The organism is Velazquezella soli, from assembly GCF_977018685.1.
Genome location: NZ_CDRNXF010000004.1, coordinates 2,081,871 through 2,100,467 on the forward strand (window position 1 = coordinate 2,081,871; position 18,597 = coordinate 2,100,467).

General features: G+C 60.2%; 16 protein-coding genes. 6 read left to right on the forward strand and 10 right to left on the reverse strand.

Going from position 1 to position 18,597, the window contains the following annotated elements; genetic code table 11:
• Nucleotides 1-123: 123 nt before the first annotated feature.
• From AC0JZ8_RS13550 to AC0JZ8_RS13565, 4 genes are all read right to left on the reverse strand, one after another.
• Nucleotides 124-678, reverse strand: a complete 555-nt coding sequence (locus AC0JZ8_RS13550; protein WP_471892717.1) for an RBBP9/YdeN family alpha/beta hydrolase — start codon at nt 676-678, stop codon at nt 124-126.
• Between the two features lie 45 nt (nt 679-723).
• Complete coding sequence (purB, locus tag AC0JZ8_RS13555) at nt 724-2,031, reverse strand: adenylosuccinate lyase (RefSeq protein ID WP_062456678.1); 1,308 nt, start codon at nt 2,029-2,031, stop codon at nt 724-726.
• A 102-nt stretch (nt 2,032-2,133) separates the two neighbouring features.
• The gene (gene rpe / locus AC0JZ8_RS13560) at nt 2,134-2,808 is read right to left on the reverse strand and encodes a ribulose-phosphate 3-epimerase (protein WP_062580820.1); all 675 of its coding nucleotides are present in this window, start codon (nt 2,806-2,808) and stop codon (nt 2,134-2,136) included.
• 69 nt (nt 2,809-2,877) lie between these two features.
• A complete protein-coding gene (locus tag AC0JZ8_RS13565) occupies nt 2,878-3,939 on the reverse strand; it encodes a branched-chain amino acid ABC transporter substrate-binding protein (RefSeq protein WP_471893373.1) in 1,062 nt (353 codons plus the stop codon).
• Between the two features lie 197 nt (nt 3,940-4,136).
• Here AC0JZ8_RS13565 and AC0JZ8_RS13570 point away from each other — a divergent pair, with 197 nt between their 5' ends.
• Genes AC0JZ8_RS13570 through AC0JZ8_RS13585 form a run of 4 tightly spaced genes read left to right on the forward strand, consistent with a single transcriptional unit; the run spans nt 4,137 to nt 7,134 of the window.
• A complete protein-coding gene (locus AC0JZ8_RS13570; RefSeq protein WP_062456684.1) occupies nt 4,137-4,466 on the forward strand; it encodes an XdhC family protein in 330 nt (109 codons plus the stop codon).
• Nucleotides 4,463-5,158 carry an XdhC family protein gene (locus tag AC0JZ8_RS13575; protein ID WP_471892718.1) on the forward strand — a complete coding sequence of 232 codons (696 nt, stop codon included), beginning with the start codon at nt 4,463-4,465 and terminating at the stop codon, nt 5,156-5,158. The genes AC0JZ8_RS13570 and AC0JZ8_RS13575 overlap by 4 nt, the downstream gene beginning before the upstream one ends.
• 3 nt (nt 5,159-5,161) lie before the next feature.
• Nucleotides 5,162-6,805: an NTP transferase domain-containing protein gene (locus AC0JZ8_RS13580; protein WP_192076940.1), complete on the forward strand. Its 1,644-nt coding sequence runs from the start codon at nt 5,162-5,164 to the stop codon at nt 6,803-6,805.
• A 2-nt stretch (nt 6,806-6,807) separates the two neighbouring features.
• Nucleotides 6,808-7,134 (forward strand): TfoX/Sxy family protein, encoded by a 327-nt coding sequence (locus tag AC0JZ8_RS13585; protein ID WP_174196616.1) that lies wholly within the window; start codon nt 6,808-6,810, stop codon nt 7,132-7,134.
• 223 nt (nt 7,135-7,357) lie between these two features.
• Here the strand turns inward: AC0JZ8_RS13585 and AC0JZ8_RS13590 are convergent, their stop codons facing one another.
• The 4 genes from AC0JZ8_RS13590 to bcp all read right to left on the reverse strand — a co-directional run bounded on the left by AC0JZ8_RS13590 (nt 7,358) and on the right by bcp (nt 11,495).
• Entirely contained in the window at nt 7,358-7,783 is a 426-nt protein-coding gene (locus AC0JZ8_RS13590) for an NUDIX domain-containing protein (protein ID WP_113110556.1), read from the reverse strand.
• Nucleotides 7,780-9,333 carry a DEAD/DEAH box helicase gene (locus tag AC0JZ8_RS13595; RefSeq protein ID WP_062456700.1) on the reverse strand — a complete coding sequence of 518 codons (1,554 nt, stop codon included), beginning with the start codon at nt 9,331-9,333 and terminating at the stop codon, nt 7,780-7,782. Before AC0JZ8_RS13595 ends, AC0JZ8_RS13590 begins: the two co-directional genes overlap by 4 nt.
• 228 nt (nt 9,334-9,561) lie before the next feature.
• A complete protein-coding gene (locus AC0JZ8_RS13600) occupies nt 9,562-10,869 on the reverse strand; it encodes a M23 family metallopeptidase (protein WP_192086438.1) in 1,308 nt (435 codons plus the stop codon).
• A gap of 158 nt (nt 10,870-11,027) precedes the next feature.
• Nucleotides 11,028-11,495 (reverse strand): thioredoxin-dependent thiol peroxidase, encoded by a 468-nt coding sequence (gene bcp, locus AC0JZ8_RS13605; RefSeq protein WP_471892719.1) that lies wholly within the window; start codon nt 11,493-11,495, stop codon nt 11,028-11,030.
• A gap of 114 nt (nt 11,496-11,609) precedes the next feature.
• Between bcp and AC0JZ8_RS13610 the strand changes: the two genes are divergently transcribed.
• Nucleotides 11,610-15,017 carry a YhdP family protein gene (locus AC0JZ8_RS13610; protein WP_471892720.1) on the forward strand — a complete coding sequence of 1,136 codons (3,408 nt, stop codon included), beginning with the start codon at nt 11,610-11,612 and terminating at the stop codon, nt 15,015-15,017.
• A gap of 52 nt (nt 15,018-15,069) precedes the next feature.
• Here the strand turns inward: AC0JZ8_RS13610 and tyrS are convergent, their stop codons facing one another.
• Nucleotides 15,070-16,323, reverse strand: coding sequence for a tyrosine--tRNA ligase (gene tyrS, locus AC0JZ8_RS13615; RefSeq protein ID WP_062456711.1), 1,254 nt, complete (start codon nt 16,321-16,323; stop codon nt 15,070-15,072).
• Between the two features lie 207 nt (nt 16,324-16,530).
• Between tyrS and AC0JZ8_RS13620 the strand changes: the two genes are divergently transcribed.
• A complete protein-coding gene (locus tag AC0JZ8_RS13620; protein ID WP_062456714.1) occupies nt 16,531-17,733 on the forward strand; it encodes a GGDEF domain-containing protein in 1,203 nt (400 codons plus the stop codon).
• A gap of 56 nt (nt 17,734-17,789) precedes the next feature.
• Here AC0JZ8_RS13620 and AC0JZ8_RS13625 read toward each other — a convergent pair whose 3' ends face one another.
• Nucleotides 17,790-18,467, reverse strand: coding sequence for an alpha/beta hydrolase (locus tag AC0JZ8_RS13625; protein ID WP_062456717.1), 678 nt, complete (start codon nt 18,465-18,467; stop codon nt 17,790-17,792).
• Between the last annotated feature and the right edge of the window lie 130 nt (nt 18,468-18,597).

Consider the following 18,597-nt stretch of genomic DNA (forward strand, 5'->3'; position numbering starts at 1 on the left):
CCGATGAAAAAAGCTATGCCGGCTCCCTCTACCGGATAGGCCGCAGGCGACTCAGTCGCGCTATGCGGCAGAGCTCCAGCCTAGCAGGAAAAATGCGTCATGATTCCGGCGTGACCGCCGAGTTCAGGGCTTCAGTTTGCCGAGGAACTGGGCAAACACCATCGTACCCTCCGGCCATGGACCATGCCCCGATTCTTCGTTGATATGCCCGGACTCCCCCGCATCGACCAAGACCGATCCCCAGGACGCGGCGATATCGTCGGCGTGCTCGTAGGATCCGAACGGATCGTTTCGGCTGGCCACGGTAAGCGTCGGGAACGGTAGCGGATCGCGCGGGTAGGGGCCGAAGGTCATCAGGTGTTTTGGCCTGATCTTCGGGTTCTCGACCTCGGGCGGCGCAACGAGAAACGCACCGGCGATCTTCTTCTTGAAAAGAGGGATCGCATGGATGGCGGTTGCCACGCCCAGCGAGTGGGCGACGAGCACCACCGGTCGCGTCGAGGCGTTCACCTCTTCCACGAGCCTTTGGACCCAGTCGTCCTTGACCGGTTTTGCCCATTCCGCTTGCTCGACCCGGCGCGCGGTGGCGAGTTTATTCTCCCACCGCGTCTGCCAATGTGTAGGGCCGGAATTGGTGTAACCCGGAATGATCAGGATATCGGCTTCGGATGCTTTCATGCCGCTAATCTGTGTTTGCGTGATTTCAATATCAAGCTGCCTGTATCACGCTTCGCCAAAGACGCGGGTGAAGATCGTGTCGACATGCTTGGTGTGGTAGCCGAGGTCGAACTTCTCGCGGATCTCTTCCTCGGAAAGGGCGGCCCGGACTTCCTGATCGGCCAGCAGCTCTTCGAGGAAGTCCTTGCCTTCTTCCCAGACCTTCATGGCATTGCGCTGCACCAGACGGTAGGCATCCTCGCGCGAGGTGCCAGCCTGCGTGAGCGCCAGAAGAACGCGCTGGCTCATGACCAGACCCTTGAACTTGTTCATGTTCTTCAACATGTTCTCTGGGTAGATCACCAGCTTTTCGATGACGCCGGCGAGACGGTTGAGGGCGAAGTCGAGGGTGACGGTCGTATCCGGGCCGATGGCGCGTTCGACGCTCGAGTGACTGATGTCACGCTCGTGCCATAGAGCAACGTTTTCCATCGCCGGAACCACCGACATGCGCACGAGGCGAGCAAGACCGGTCAGGTTCTCGGTCAGAACAGGATTGCGCTTGTGCGGCATGGCCGACGAGCCCTTCTGGCCGGGCGAGAAGAATTCTTCCGCTTCCAGAACTTCCGTGCGCTGCATGTGGCGAATTTCGATCGCGACGTTTTCGATCGACGAGGCGATAACGCCGAGGACGGCGAAATACATCGCATGACGGTCACGCGGGATGACCTGCGTGGAAACCGGTTCGGCCTTCAGGCCAAGCGCTGCTGCGACATGTTCTTCGACGCGGGGATCGATGTTGGCAAACGTGCCGACGGCGCCTGAGATCGCGCAGGTGGCAACTTCTTCGCGGGCTTCGAGCAGACGGGTCTTGTTGCGATACATTTCCGCATAAAAGCGCGCAAAGGTGAGGCCCATCGTGGTCGGCTCGGCATGGATGCCGTGGCTGCGGCCGATACGGACCGTATCCTTGTGCTCGAAGGCACGGGTCTTGAGGGCTTCAAGAACACGATCAATGCCGGCGATCAGGATGTCGGTCGCCCGCACGAGCTGGATGTTGAAGCAGGTGTCGAGGACGTCCGAGGATGTCATGCCCTGGTGGATGAACCGGCTGTCGGGGCCGACGAATTCCGCGAGGTGGGTGAGGAAGGCGATGACGTCATGCTTGGTGACGGCTTCGATCTCGTCGATGCGCGCGACATCGAATGTTGCGCTGCCGCCTTTTTCCCAGATCGTCTCGGCCGCCGACTTCGGGATCACGCCGATCGCGGCAAGCGCGTCGCAGGCATGCGCCTCGATTTCGAACCAGATGCGGAACTTCGTCTCTGGCGACCAGATGGCGACCATCTCGGGCCGGGAATAGCGAGGGATCATGAGCGTGCGGCTTTCCTGTCAAGTGTTGCCCAGCCTGTAGCAACAAGCGGGCCAAAGCTCAATAACTTCGGGTTTGTTTGCAGGAAAGAGGGCGCCGGATGGTTAGCGCGCGCCGCTTGCCGCTGTTCTCAGTGCTTCGATATTGGTGCGATAGGCGTCGATGCCGTCACCCTTGTAGATGGCGGAGCCAGCAACGAAGACGTTGGCGCCGGCAGCGCTCGCAGCGCCGATCGTGTCTGCTGTAATGCCGCCGTCGACTTCGATCTCGATCTCGCGGTCACCGATCAGGGACTTCGTCGCGCGAATCTTGTCGAGCATGGCGGGGATGAATTTCTGGCCGCCGAAGCCTGGGTTGACGCTCATGATCAGGATCAGATCGACGTCATCGAGCACGTTTTCGAGCGAGGACAGCGACGTTGCCGGGTTGAGCGTCACACCGACCTTCTTGCCGAGGCTGCGGATCGTCTGCAGGGAGCGATGCAGGTGAGGGCCCGATTCAGCGTGGACGGTAATGCTGTCGCAGCCGGCCTTGGCGAAGGCCTCAAGAAAGGGGTCGGCCGGTGCAATCATCAGATGGCAGTCGAAGAACGCATCCGTATGCGGTCGCAGCGACTTGATGACGTCAGGTCCGAATGAGATGTTGGGTACGAAATGACCATCCATGACGTCGAGATGCACCCAGTCGGCACCGGCCTGCACGACGTCGATGACTTCCTGGCCAAGCTTGGAGAAATCGGCGGCAAGAATGGACGGTGCGATTCGGATCGGCAGGGTCATGGGATTGGTCTCCGGTTTTCGGAAGGCTTTAACATCCCGTTGCGACGGGAACAATCGCTGGCCAGACCATCAGTCGGTGGCCGGCCCGATCTCCACAAAGTCCTTACCTTGCCACTCCACCAGACGGAACGGGTTCTGCTTCAACTCGTGGTCCGGGCCGAAGGCGACGGGACCGATCGCAGTCGTGAAGGAGCCTGCCGCAAGAGTGTCGGTCAGGGAACGACCATTGGACGTCTCGGTCACCGCCCGGTGAACAAGTTCTGTTGCCGCATAAGCGGGCAGAACGTAGCCTTCCGGCTCGACATTGCCTGCGCGTAGTTGCGTGACGGCGGTGGAAGCTTCAGGCGCAACTGCGTAATCCGGAAGGGCTGCCGCGAGCACGCCGTTGGCAAGGCCAACAGGACGGTTTGCGGCACGCAGCGCATCTCCGCCCATGACTGTCAGGGAAACGCGTTCTGCCGCAGCATCACGAACGATGATGGCGGTATCGTTTCGGTCGCCACCGATAAAGACATGGGTCGCGCCGGCCTTTGCCAGGCGGCGGACGAGAGCGATCTGTTGCTCCTGGCCTGGCCTGAACACGTCGGTGAACGCGGGGCGGATGCCTGACGGTTCCAGCTTCTGGCGCACGGCGCTTGAGAGCTCGCGGCCATAGATCGTGCCGTCGTCGATGAATGCGATCGGCTCGGCTTTCCAGCGGGATAGGATCGCAGCTGCAACAGCATCCGCTTCGGCGGTTTCGGTCGGTGCCAGACGGAAAAACGGCCAGTCGTTGCGAAGTGCATCCTCCATCAGGATCTTCGACCGCACCGAGACCGAAACGGCTGGAATAGCGGCGGCCTTCAGAGCGGGCATCGCCGTCGTCAGCGTTTCCACGCAGAGGAAGCCGATGGCCGCGCTGGCCTTTGCATCCGTCAGAGACTTCGATACCGCGAGCCCGCCATTCTCGTCACAGCTCTCGTCCAGCTCCACCAGCGTATCGCCATTGGCCTCGGCGGCCGCACGGGCGCCTTGGTAGATCTGGGCTCCGAGGAGGGCGTATGGACCCGATTTCGGTGCGACCACGCCGATGATCGCAGCCGATGCAGACGGAGCAGCGAGGAATGAGGCAAACAGGCCGGCTGATATCAAAGTGCGAATGTCCATGCCTTCCCTTAACTCATTGCGGCTTGCGTTCCAGCACATTTAGCTTTCCCATCCGACCGGTCAAAGAGAATCGCGTCACGACGATAAAAACTGCGCGCAGACGTGGAAAAGCGCGGGTGAGGCTTCCATATCGTCACAACGCGCCGATGCGTGTTTCGAAAATTGCCGTCTGAAAGGCACCGATGACCGTCACATCCAGTCTTGATCCACTCGTCACCGCCCAGAATTGGGCCGAAAGCGGCCGCGACGTGGCGATCGCAACCGTCGTCGAGACCTGGGGATCTGCACCACGTCCGATCGGAAGCCATCTCGCGATCGATGGCGAGGGAAATTTCGTCGGCTCCGTTTCGGGTGGCTGCGTCGAGGGCGCCGTGATTACGGAGGCGATAGAGGTGATTTCGTCAGGCACTCCGAAGATGCTGGAATTCGGCGTTGCCGATGAGACGGCATGGCAAGTCGGGCTTTCCTGCGGCGGCAAGATCCGCGTCTATGTGGAAAGGCTCGGCCGATGAAGTTCGATGATCTGGCGCGTCTCAACGGCGCCCGTCAGGAAAGACGCGCCTCGGCGACAATAACCGACCTTGCGTCGGGCGAAATTTCTCTTGTTTCCGAGGAAACGGTTCCGGAGGGTCCGCTTGGTGCCGGCATCGCGGACGCGATGCGCAGCGGCAAGGCCACGAGCGTCGAAATCGACAACCGCATTCTGTTTATCAATGTCTATCTGCCGCCGCCAAGGATCGTTGTGATTGGCGCTGTTCATATCAGCCAGGCGCTCGCCCGTCTGGCGCCGGTGGCGGGCTACGACCTCACGATCATCGATCCTCGGACAGCCTTTGCCACCGAAGAACGGTTTGGTGATGTCGATGTCATCGCGGAGTGGCCCGAAGACGTGCTGAGAGAGCGACCGTTCGATAGCTATACGGCTGTCGCGGCCCTGACGCATGATCCGAAGATCGATGATTTTCCCTTGTCGCAGGCGCTGAAGGCGGGCTGTTTTTACGTCGGGGCGCTCGGTAGCCGCAAAACTCATGCGAAGCGCGCTGATCGACTGAAGGATATGGGACATTCCGAGGAGGAGATTGCCCGGATTTCAGCGCCGATCGGTCTCGACATCGGTGCTGCGAACCCGGCCGAGATTGCGCTTGCCACACTTGCCGACATCGTCAGGTCGTTGCGCCGGCGCGACCTCCTTACGCAGGGTTAGGGAATGAAATACGCCAGCTTCCCGTTGCGTGAGGCCGAAAACATAGTGCTTGCCCATTCAATCCGGTTTGAAGGTCAGCGCGGACGACTGCACAAGGGTCACCGGCTAGCGCCTGATGACATCGAGCGTCTTCGCGAAGAGGGTATCGCTTCCGTCATAGGCGTGCGGCTAGATGCAGGAGACGTTCTTGAAGACAAAGCGGCGGGAATGCTGGCCGCCGCAATCGCACCTGATCACCTCACGTTTTCGGAGCCAGCAACGGGACGTGTCAACGTTTATGCGGCAACGGCCGGTCTGTTCGTCGCCAACACGCACGTCGTCAACGCGCTCAACGGCGTGGACCCGTCGATCACGCTTGCCTGTCTCAAGGATCGCGTATCGGTCAAGGCAGGCGACATGGTCGCAACGTTCAAGATCATTCCGCTCGCTGTCGATGGCGATTGTCTCGGGAAGGCTGTGGCGCTGCTTGGGGCTTCTACACCGTTTGAGGTCAAACCGTTCGAGGCTCATGCTGTCACGTTGATTGCAACGGAGCTTCCGACGCTGAAGACGTCGGTGATGGATCGAACGGCGAAGCTCATCGAGCAGCGGCTTGCACTTTCGGGCAGCACACTGGTGCGCGAGATCCGTATTCCGCATACGCACGACGCCCTGACCGCCGCACTGCAGGCGCTTGATCTCGGGAACTGTCGCGAGCCTTCGCTGGTGATCGTGTTTGGTGCGTCCGCCGTTGCCGATGAAGAGGACGTCATTCCGGCTGCGATCCGAGCCGCTGGCGGTGAGGTGATCCGCGTCGGCATGCCGGTCGATCCCGGCAATCTTCTTGTTTACGGCGATATTGGTGGTGTCACGGTGCTGGGAGCACCCGGTTGTGCACGGTCTCCGAAGGAAAACGGTTTTGACTGGATGCTCCACCGGCTGCTTGCCGGTGAAAGACCGACATCGGACGATATTGCCGCACTGGGTGTGGGAGGACTTTTGATGGAGATCCCGACAAGGCCTGCGCCGCGGGACCGCAGCGAGAGCAAGGACGATGTCTCGCTTTCGGTTGCGGCTGTCCTGTTGGCCGCCGGTCAGGCCAGGCGCATGGGAGAAAGTGGCCTTCACAAGCTGCTTGCTGAGTTTGACGGTGTGCCGCTCGTGCGCCGCTCCGCCGAGATGCTGTTGGCCTCGAAGGCCACACCCGTGGTCGTTGTCACCGGTCACCGACAGCAGGATATTGCTGCCGAGCTATCTTCGCTCGACGTCCGTCTCCAAGACAACCCCTCCCATGAAGCCGGGATGGCAAGTTCGTTGATTGCCGGATTCACGCGGCCGGATGTCGCGGCAGCGGATGGGGTCCTCGTCATGCTGGCAGATATGCCGGGCGTGACCGTCAGCCATATCGATGCCTTGCTCGGTGCCTTTGGGGACGCCGGTGGCGAGGCGATCGTGCGCGCAGTCTCCAACGGCAAGCGCGGCAATCCGGTTATTCTGCCGCGCGCCACCTATGATGCTGTACGGAACCTGCAGGGCGATGTCGGCGCAAGGGCGATTATCGAAACTTCCGGTCTTCCGGTGATCGATGTCGATATCGGTCCGGCAGCCCATCTTGATGTGGATACGCCCGAAGCGGTCATGGCTGCAGGTGGCGTTCTGAGGACGTAACGATGGATAATATTGCGATCGAAGAGATGTTCGAAGGTCTCGGGCCCGTCAGCATCCGTCGGATGTTCGGCGGCAAGGGCATCTACCATCAGGGCCTCATCGTCGCGATCGAGCTGCGCGACGAACTGATGCTGAAAGCCGATGCCGTGAGCGCGCCTGAGTTCGCTTCTGCCGGCGCGCGGCAGTGGAGCTACGAAGGCAAGAAGGGCAAGTCCGTGATGATGCCTTACTGGACGGTACCGGAAGATGCGTTCGAGGACCCCGACCTCATGTCAAAGTGGACAAGACTGGCCTACGAGGCCGCAATCCGGAGTGAAATCGACAAGTAACCTATATTTTTGGCACGGCAAGATTTCGCGTATTGAATAGGCAATAGGTTTCGCGCTAAAATAGGCATCTTAATGGGGGATGCAGGCTTACCGAGCAATCGGTGCGTTTCCATCTGACGTAAAATACAACGCTATTTCATCACGGGCAGCCGTTCCGGGAAACCGGGACGGCTTTTTGCGTTGCTGTTTTATCGACGTCCGCCGCGGGCTGGAAGTTGTGTGTTCAAATTTTGGAGAGATGTTCAAATGCGCGGATCGAGAAGACCGAGAGTGGCATTGGCGGATCTGCAGGGTCAAACCATCCCAGATCCGAAAGCTTGTCCGGTTCGGTCAAGCGTGGCTCGCCGGAGAAATCGCGTGTGACGTAGATCATGGAGATCCAGTGTTGTGCGTCTTCCGGGAGGATCTGTTCAGTCGTGCAGAGAAACTCAACTTTGCCGATCGACAGGCCGGTTTCTTCCTCGGCCTCACGACGTGCCGCATCCGCGGACGGCTCCATCTTATCGACCTTGCCGCCGACGATGTTCCAGTAACCGGCTTCCGGCGCCTTCAGGCGACGGCAGAGGAGAACCCTCCCATCGTCGCGCAAAATGACCAACCCGGCGCCGACGCCGGGAAAGTCTATGCCGGGTCTCAAGGACAAATTCAGACCTTGGCGTTGGCGACGATCAGCATGAATGCCGGAATGTCGTCGCCGAAACCGACTGGTGTCGGGCCGTCATCGTGGTCGCGGTAGTGACGGCGACGCTCGCGGTTGTCGTCATTGGCAGGATTCGGAGCAGGGGCCGGGCGAGGAGCGCGTTGTGCGCCATTGTTCTGCGGCTTCCTGTCGGCGCTACGTTCGCGCTTTACGTCTTCTACCCTGGCTTCAATCATATTTTCCGTCTGGCTCCGATCATCCTGGCTCGTCGGTTCTGCAATCTTGACCGGAGCTTCTACGCTCCTGGTCTGCTCGGCGCGCTTGCCGCGACCGCGATCCTTGTCGCGCTCGCCACGCTTGCCGCCACGATCGCGACCCTGGCCGCGTTCCTGACCCTTGTCGCTGCTTTCCATCGGTGCCGGCAGGGCAGCGATGTCACCGTTCAGCCATTCGATCTTTTGAGTGATCAGCTTTTCGATCGCATCGAGATACTTAGCATCGGATTTTGTCACAAGCGTGAATGCACGACCGGACCGTCCTGCACGGCCGGTACGGCCGATGCGGTGGACATAGTCTTCCGCATGGATTGGAACGTCGAAGTTGAAGACGTGGCTGACGTCGGGAATATCGAGACCGCGCGCTGCGACGTCGGAGGCGACCAGTAGCGTGATCTGGTTGTCCTTGAAGCCTGCCAGCATGTTGGTACGCGAGCGCTGATCCATGTCGCCATGGAGCGCGCCGACCGAGAAGCCGTGGCGCTCGAGCGAGCGGAACAGGTCGGCGACATCCTTCTTGCGGTTGCAGAAGATGATCGCGTTCTTCAGGTCGTCCTGCGCGCGGATCAGGTCGCGAAGGGTTGCCCGCTTCTCGTAATCCTTGTTGTGAGCGGCGACCAGGCGCTGCGTCACCGTCGTTGCTGTCGAAGAAGGCTTTGCCACCTCGATGCGTTCCGGGTTCTGCAGGAAGCGGTCGGCCAGCTTCTGGATTTCCGGCGGCATGGTTGCCGAGAAAAACAGCGTCTGACGCGTGAACGGGATCATCTTGGCGATCTTTTCGATATCCGGGATGAAGCCCATGTCCAGCATGCGGTCGGCTTCGTCGATCACCAGGATCTCTACGCCGGTCATCAGCAACTTGCCGCGCTCGCAATGGTCGAGCAGGCGGCCTGGCGTGCAGATCAGCACATCGGCGCCGCGCTCAAGCTTGCGATCCTGTTCGTCGAACGACACGCCGCCGATCAGAAGAGCGACGTTCAGCTTGTGATTCTTGCCGTATTTCTCGAAGTTCTCGGCGACCTGTGCCGCGAGTTCGCGGGTCGGCTCGAGGATCAGCGTCCGTGGCATCCGGGCGCGGGCACGGCCTTTTTCCAGAAGTGTCAGCATCGGCAGCACGAAGGATGCCGTCTTGCCTGTTCCCGTCTGCGCGATGCCGCAGATATCGCGGCGCTGCAGGGCAAAGGGGATGGCACCAGCCTGGATCGGTGTCGGGATGGTGTAGCCCGAGTCGGTGACTGCAGAGAGGACTTTCTGGCTCAGGCCAAGATCAGCGAATGTGGTCAAAGGGAAATCTGTTTCCGTTGCAATTCGGGGAAGTGATCCGGTGCCGACGGTAACTGGCGTACGACAACTGGCCCGCGACATAGGACCAAAATGCCGGAAAGTCAAGAAATCCCGGAATATTGCTGCCGGATGTGGTGAATAGAGGCGGCAAGGCTTCCAATGTGTTGTCGAACGCGCTCAGTTTCGCAACGCATGACCCATTCCGGACCTCTCGCGCATCTTTGCGGCCTAATTGAGATAATTATCGAGCTTCATACCGGCGTTCAGGAAATGCACGGGGTCGACCGGCGAACCGTCGCGTCGCACTTCGTAATGAACATGCGGTCCCGTGGACCGTCCGGTGGAGCCTGCACGTCCGATCACCTCGCCGGGAGCCACGGTTTCTCCGGCTCTGACAAGGATGCGCGACATGTGGCCATAGCGCGTGGTTATGCCTTGGCCATGATCGATCTCGACCAGATTGCCATAGCCTGCTGAGGGACCGGCGACAACGACTTTGCCGGCGCCCGTACTTTTCACGTCGTCACCGGTCTCGGCTTGAAAATCGATGCCTGCATGCAGCGCGAGGCGTCCGACAAACGGGTCCATCCGGTTACCAAACCGGCTGGTGACGGAACGGCCTGGAGCCGGGTTTCCGAATGGCAGCTCGCGCGCCACGTCGCGGACGCTTTCGAGCCGGTTAAGCGCGGAATCGAGATCATCGAGCGATGTGTCGAACGTGTCCGAGAACAGCTGAGGCTGGACGTAGGGGCCACCGATACCCGGGTCCGGTTCGGTCGGAGGAGCGGCCGCGACCTGCACGCCCGTACGCCGGAGGATGGACGTGATGGCGTCTGCCGTCTGCGATGCGCCAGTGGTGAGATCGGCGATCTTGACGATCTGGCGCTTCTCGATGTCCTTCAAGGACAGAGTCACCTTGGAAAAGATGCGGTCGGCTCGATCCGCGAGATTTTCGCGAAGCGGGGTGTAGGCCAATGGATTGGCGACGCCGAGATCCGCCGGAGCGGAATGGTTCGACAACAGGCCTTCGATCGCGTCCAGTCCATGACTGACGGATGCCTGCTTGTCCTTGCCTTCTGCCTGATAGGCTGAAGCTGGTGACGACGAGGTGCCGGCGGACGGGACGATGCCCGATTCTTCCGCGCGGTCTAGAAGCGAACCAAGTTTGCCGTGCCGCGAAAAGAGGGCGTTTTGCTGTTCAAGCAGTTTCTCGACCTTTTGCTCCACGACCTGCTGATCGAGCAACTGACGGGATGTGATGCGGTCGAGCTGGGCGCGCAGGGCAGAGATCCGGTCTTCGTAATCATGCTGCATGCGCGCCTGGCGCGCCATCGTTGCGCCGATCAGATCGTCGCGGATTACGAGATAGCTGGTGGCGCCGAGATATCCGATCGCCAACGCGCCGACGACGCAGACGGACACTGCCGCCATCCAGGGGCGGATCGTCATGTGGCGGATCTTTTCGCCGCTTGCGAGAATGAGAACGTGCTCGGGAGCACGATTTCCAAAAACGCGGCTTTGAGTTCCGTTTGCCACCTTCTGCTCCTGAAGATGCGCATGAGACGAGTCGTGCGCGGTGATCCTTCCTCCGCACTAGACCGCTTTATAGTTAACAAACCGTTGTTTTTCGTGCCGCAGGGCAGGAGGCGTGACACCGTAATTTCGCATCAACATGCGACAGAGAGGTGGCTGTCTTACAGGGCCTGTACGGCTTTCAGCACCTCTCCGGCGTGACCGGCAACCTTTACCTTCGGCCAGACATTTGCGATCCGGCCATGGGCATCGATCAGGAACGTCGTGCGGTCGATTCCCATGTACTTGCGCCCGTACATGCTCTTTTCCTTCCAGACGCCGTAGAGGTTTGCGACGGCGGTATCCTCGTCCGATCCGAGGATCACTGCGAGCGCATGTTTCTCGACGAACTTGTCGTGCTTCTTCACCGTGTCCGGGGACACGCCGATGACGGCGGCGCCGGCTTTTTCGAACTCGGGGAGGAGGGCGGTGAACGCCAGCGCTTCGGTTGTGCAGCCGCTGGTATCGTCCTTTGGATAGAAGTAGAGAACGACCGGCTTGCCGGCGAACGTCTGCAGCGAGACGGTACCACCGCCGTCGCGGGGAATATCGAACTGTGGGGCGATGTCGCCAATGGCCAATTCAGACATGAATTTCCTTTCTTTCGCCGGGATCTTGAGCAATTGTCGGCCCATCGGTAGTCTATTGGTGCCCGTTGCGTCTAGTCAGGCTGCAGCGGGTCTTGAGAAGGTAATGTCAGCCTGATGGCGGAAATTCGCGGCGAAAAGGTCAGCTTCAACCGCAAGGATATGGTTCCGCTGCACGAACTTCCCTCTGCACAGGCGGAAGATCCCATTATCGTACACTGCCCACCGCGCCGATCGCGCATGCGCCGCGTGGGCAAGACCTTTTTGCTGTTTACAATGCTGATTCTGGCTGCTGCCGGAACTGCGATTGTCGCCATCGAGAGCGGCGTCGTCGACGGCGCGCTGACGGCGCGGGCCCAGTCGGCCCTCAACAACGCGATCGGGCCCCGTTATGTCGCTTCGGTCGGTTCGACGGCGATCCGGTTTGATTCGGTGATGCGGATCGCGATCGAGGCGCGCGACGTGGATATCGTCGAGCAAGCGAGCGGTCAGCGGCTGAGCCGTGCCGAAGCGCTGCGGATGGCGATCGATCCGATGAAGCTTCTCGGTGGTCGCGTTTCCATCAACAACATTTCCGCGCAAGGCATTCGGCTGGAGACGGCGCAGTTGCCGGCAGGCGATCCTATGGCGCTGTCGCAGGTTCGCGTCGATGCGATGCCGAAGCTGCTCGAGCAGGCGTTCCAGCGCCTTGATGAAGTGCGCGGCCTGATCGAGCGTACCGGCACCGCTTTCGTCCGGATTGCCGGCATCGAAATCGTGCTGCCGTCTGCCCCTGGCCAGAAGCCGCTGATGTTCGTCGTCAACGAGCTCAATATGCAGCGCAACATCGAGGGCGAGATCGATATCAGGGGGATCGTCAGCCTTAACGACCGCCAGGCAACGCTGGTGGCAGGATCCCAGACTATCGAAGGCGTGACGACCGGACTTTCCGCAAAGCTCATGGGGCTGGACGTGACGTCCTTCCTGTTGCATCGGGATGCAGCCGGGATGCCGCGCGAAGGGCTGGACAGTGCCGTCGATCTTGAACTTGCTGCAACCCGTTCGCGCGAGACCACTGTTCCGGTCATCACCGCAAAGCTCAAACAGTCGCCAGGACGGTTCTATTTCGACAGTATCGAGCAGCCCTTCAGCGGCGCGGATATCGACGTTGCCTATGATTTCACCAAGGACGCGATCGAAATCCAGAGATCGGAAGCGCGTTTTGGCCCGACTGTCCTTCCGTTCACCGGCGCGGTCGTCGATCTCAACAGGGTCGATCCGGCAGACCACCGGCCGGGGTTCGGCCTCGATCTCCTCGTCAGCGGCGGAACAGCAGCCGGCGCGTCGAACGCCGAAGAACCGGCACAGTTCGATCTGAAAGCCGTCGGACGCTATCTCTCGGCCGATCGCGAGTTGCAGTTCGACGAGATGGCGATGTCCAGTCCGCTTGGGCGGATGGCCGCTGCACTGAAAGTGCGCTTCGGCACGCAGTCTCCGGAAATCAGCTTCGGCGGTCAGTTGCCACAGATGCAGGTGACTGCAATCAAGCAGCTCTGGCCGTTCTGGATGGCCCGCAAGGCACGCGACTGGGTGATGGGAAACATGTTCGGGGGAACGCTGAGCAACGGCTCCATCGCCGTCTTCATTCCGGCAGGACGGATGAAGGGACCGGGCGTTCCGCTCGATCTCAACCGCAACGAACTGCAGATCAGTTTCGACCTTGCCGACGGGCGCGTCAACCTGCCCGCCGACATCCCGCCGCTTCGCGACATCTACGGCCGTTTCGACCTGAAGGGTGAAGCGATGCAGGTCGACATCACGCAAGCGGGTTCGTTTTTTCCGTCGGGGCGCGCGGTCAAGGTTGAGGGAGGGCGTTTCTCGATCCCATCGACCTACGCGAAGCCGCTGATGGCCGATATCGCGCTGAAACTGAGCGGGCCGGCGGATGCCATCGCGGAACTCACGAGTTTCAAGCCCATCAACGGTCTAAAAAACACAGAGTTCAAGCCATCGGATTTTTCCGGCACTGCCAAGGTGGATGTGAAGGCGCAGTTTGGTCTGGTCAATGACCAGAATCCGCCGAAGCCGGTCTGGAATGCGCATGCGGACCTGCGCGACGTGGCGCTGGCGACGCCGGTGTCCGGGCGCAAGATTTCCAATATCGACGGCACGCTTGATATCGATCCGCAGGCCGCCAGACTGAGTGCGAAGGCTGCGATCGACGAGGTGCCGGCAGACGTCACCCTCGTGCAGCCGATCGACAGCGCGTCGACTGTCAAGCGTGAACAGGTCATCAAGGCAGTCCTCAGCGACAGCCAGCGGGACAAACTGGTGCCCGGTCTCTCGGAGATCGTCCAGGGTACGATCAGCGTGGAACTGACCAGGCTCGATGATACCAGGCAAGGCGTCAGCCTCGATCTGACGCGCTCTGCGCTCTCGATCCCGGGCATCGGCTGGACGAAGGGCAACGGCGTCGGTGCCAAGGCGCAGTTCGAGATTGCCGGGGAGGGACTCCAGCGGACAGAGCTCAAGAACTTCGAACTGGTGGGCGACGGGTTTGGCGCGCAGGGCAATATCGTCCTCACCAATGGTAGCCTCTCGTCGGCGGAGTTTTCGAGCGCCCGCCTGTCGCCGTCCGATAATTTCAGCGTTGCGGTGAAGCAGTCGAAGGGTGTCTTCGATGTGTCGATCGGCGGATCCTCTGCCGATATAAGGCCTATCATCACCAAACTTCGCTCGGCTACGCCTAGTGCAAGTGGGTCGGGTTCCTCTGCCAAAAGCAGCGGTGGCGCGACGATCCGTGCCAAGCTCGATCGTATGGTCGGCTTCAACGACGAGGCCTTGTCGAACGTCACTCTGTTGTTTGCGATACGCGATGGCGACATTGCCTCGGCCGACCTTTCCGCCGTAACGGAAAGCGGGCAGGCCGTTGTCAGCGACATAACGAAGGGCAACACGATCTCGATGACCAGCGGCGACGCCGGCGCCGTCGTGCGGTTTGCCAATATCTACAACAACATGCGGGGCGGTCTTCTCAATTTGCGGCTGCGATCGCAAGGGTCCGACTGGGCCGGCAATGTCGACATCCGAAGCTTCGCTTTGGTAGACGAGCAGCGTTTGCAATCGCTGGTGTCGACCCCTGTGGGCCGGGATGGGGAAAGCCTCAGCAAGGCGGTCAAGAAGGAAATCGATCTCAACGCCGCGCGCTTCCAGCGCGGTTTTGCCTCGCTCGTCTACCGGAACGGAGCGCTCTCTGTTGCCAACGGCATCGTACGTGGCGAGCAGATTGGCGCGACATTCCAGGGCATGCTGCGCGACGCCCGCGGCAGCATGGACATGACCGGCACCTTCATGCCGGCCTATGGAATCAACCGGCTTTTCGGCGAGCTTCCGCTGATCGGTGCCATCCTCGGCAACGGACGAGACCGTGGACTGATCGGCATCACCTTCAAGCTCGAAGGCGTCTTCGACAAGCCGAAACTGACGATCAATCCGCTGTCGATCATCGCACCCGGCGTGTTCCGACAGATCTTCGAGTTCCAATAAAAAAAAGGCCCCGCGAACGAGGCCTTTTCATTGTTCTGCAGACCGCTGGCACTCAGGCCGGGCGGACGAGGATATGCTTCTTCTTGCCGAGAGACAGCTTGATCACGCCGTCGGCCGTGACGTCGCCGGTGCCGATGACGGCGCGTTCGTCCGAGACCGCCGTATCGTTGATGCGCACGGCACCACCCTGGATATGCCGGCGAGCTTCGCCGTTGGAGGCTGCAAGGCCTGCCTTGACGATCAGTGCCAAGAGGCCAAGACCAGCCTCCAGTTCCGACGATGCGACGTCGATCGACGGCAGGTTGTCGGCAAGCGCACCTTCCTCGAACGTCTTGCGGGCGGTTTCAGCCGCTTGCTCGGCATTGTCGCGGCCGTGCAGCATGGCGGTGACTTCCGTCGCGAGGATCTTCTTGACCTCGTTGATTTCCGAACCGGCAAGTGCTGAGAGGCGGGCAATCTCGTCCATGGGCAGAGTGGTGTAGAGCTTCAGGAAGCGCGAGACGTCTGCGTCCTCGGTGTTGCGCCAGTACTGCCAGAAGTCATAGGCCGACAGCATGTCCGGGTTGAGCCAGACCGCGCCGTTCATGGACTTGCCCATCTTCGCACCCGACGATGTCGTCAGAAGCGGCGAGGTGAGGGCGTAGAGCTGCGGTGTCCCCATGCGGTGACCAAGGTCGATCCCGTTGACAATATTGCCCCACTGGTCCGAGCCGCCCATCTGCAGGCGGCAACCGTAGCGCTGGTTGAGCTCCACGAAATCATAGGCCTGAAGGATCATGTAGTTGAATTCGAGGAAGGACAGCGACTGCTCGCGGTCGAGGCGCGTCTTGACGCTGTCGAAGGACAGCATGCGGTTGACCGAGAAGTGACGGCCCACATCGCGCAGAAATTCGAGGTAGTTGAGATCGCGCAGCCAGTCGCCGTTATTGATCATCAGCGCATCCTTCTGACCTTCGCCGTAGCTCAGGTAGTTGGAAAAGACGCGCTTGATGGAAGCTATATTGCTTTCGATCGTGTCGATCGTCATCAACTGGCGCGCGTCATCCTTGAAGGATGGATCGCCGACCATGCCGGTGCCGCCGCCCATCAGGGAGATCGGCCGGTGGCCGGTCTGCTGCATCCAGTGCAGCATCATGATCTGGATGAGGCCGCCTGCGTGAAGGCTTGGTGCCGTCGGGTCAAAGCCAATATAGGCCGTCACGGTTTCCTTGGCGAACAGTTCGTCGAGACCCGATTCGTCGGAAATCTGGTGAATGAAGCCACGCTCATCGAGCGTGTGGAGGAAATCGGACTTGAACCTGGACATCTTACTTCTCTGTGGATGCGTTTTTTGTCTTGAGAGCCGGCGTCTAGCACTGTTTTGGTGGTTTATCACTCCAAAAATGCAGCGAAATGCGCTTGCACTTATCTGTGACTCGCCGTCATGGTTCATTAATCTTTTGTTTTCTGCCAAGCCACTAAGGTGAAGGCAGGACTGCGGCATTCCTTATTTTCTAAATGCATTGTTGGGTTGATGAACGGGGCAGTTTTTTTCCTGGGGGTGAATTTCGTCGTCGCGATATGTTTCTGTATCGTGTTTGCGGTTGTTTCCACCCGCAGTCGGTCGCGCGTTGCCGCGCTTTGGTTCGGGGCCGGTTTCGGCGTCGCTTCACTGGCCGCTGTTTGCGAGATTGCCGTCGCCTATCTGCCCTTTCCGCGTCCCTGGGCGATCGGAGCTTTTGCAACCGTTCTCGGTGGCATGATTTTCCTGCTTTTCGGCATTGGCAGTCTCTATGACGTTCGCATCAACCGTCGACTTGCCGGATTGATGTTCGCCGTCAGCTCCTTCGGAAACGTCTTCGTCTATGATCTGCGGCCCGGCACGCCGCTTCACGCATTTTCCTACCAGACTCCGTTTGCCCTGGTTATCCTCGCAAGCGCCGGCGTGGTTCTGCAGGCTTTGTTGCGCTCGAACCGGCAACTGCTGATCGACAAGGTCGTGTGCGCGCTCCTTGCGGTCACAGGGGTACACTTCATCGCGAAGGCCGTACTTGCGATCGCCGTTGGTGCCGGGTCCGTCGCGACAGACTATATCCGCACCGACTATGCGCTGATCTCCCAGAGCCTGACGGCTGTTCTGATGGTCGCGGTCGGCCTGACACTGCTGTCGGTGCTGGTGCTCGAAATCATGGCGGATGAACGCAGCGTGTCGGAAAGCGACGCTCTGTCGGGCCTTGCAAACCGGCGCGGCTTCGAGCGCCGGGTGAGATCCGCAATCGCGACGTTTCCAAACGGACCGCATGCGGTGGTTTTATGCGATCTCGACAGGTTCAAGACCATCAATGACACCTATGGGCATCATGCCGGAGATATGGTGATCCAGAGTTTTGGGACCTTGCTTTCCTCCTGCGCGCCAAAAGAAGCAATCGTCGGCCGGATGGGCGGCGAAGAGTTCTCCGTGTTCCTTCCCAACACGCCGATGGACGTGGCGCTGATGGTGGCTCAGGCTCTGAGGGGCGGCACGATGGCGATGTCGGTGGCGGGTCTGCCACCCACCTCAAGGATCACGGCGAGTTTCGGCGTCGCCAATCTCACCAGCCCCGACGCGCTCGACGAAATGTTCCGGCAGGCGGATGTGGCGCTCTATGCCGCGAAGCGGGCCGGCCGTAACCGGGTTCATGAAGCGACGTCAGACGATGGGCGTCCGCGTGCGGCACATGTGCGACCGGTCAACTGAAGATACGAAAATGGCCGCAAACGCGGCCATTTTTGTTTCTTCGATGCACAGTCGTCTTATCGGATGCGCTTGGCAGCCGGCTCGGGGACGAGTTCGCCATTGAGGCGGCGATCGAGGTAATCCTCGCATTCGCCCATCAGCGTCTCGGTCTGGCCGTTGAAGAAGTGGTTCGCGCCCTCGATGATCTTGTGCGTGATGAGGATGCCCTTCTGGGTCTTCAGCTTCTCGACCAGGCCGTTGACGTCCTTTTCAGGCGCAACTCTATCGGCATCGCCGTTGATGATCAGGCCGGAGGAGGGGCAGGGCGCCAGGAACGAGAAGTCGTAGATGTTCGGCTGCGGCGCAACGGAGATGAAGCCTTCGATTTCCGGGCGGCGCATCAGAAGCTGCATGCCGATCCAGGCGCCGAAGGAATAACCGCCGACCCAGCAGCTTTTCGAATCCGGATGCAGGCTCTGCACCCAGTCTAGTGCCGAGGCTGCGTCGGACAGTTCGCCGGCGCCGTGGTCGAATTCGCCCTGGCTGCGTCCGATCGAACGGAAGTTGAAGCGGAGCGTCGTGAAACCGCGCTTCTGGAACATGTAGAAGAGCTGGTATACGATCTGGTTGTTCATCGTGCCGCCGAACTGCGGATGCGGATGCAGGATGATGGCGATCGGCGCGCTCTTTTCCTTGGAAGGCTGATAACGGCCCTCCAGGCGGCCTGCAGGGCCGTTGAAAATCACTTCGGGCATCGGTACTCCGGTCGGTCAAACGTGATCTGATGCCAGACTGGGTTGCTATCCACGGTTCTTCCGTCGAGTTTGACTTGACGAAGCCGCTCAGCTTTTCTAAAACCCAGTTTAGAACCATTCGAAATTGGGG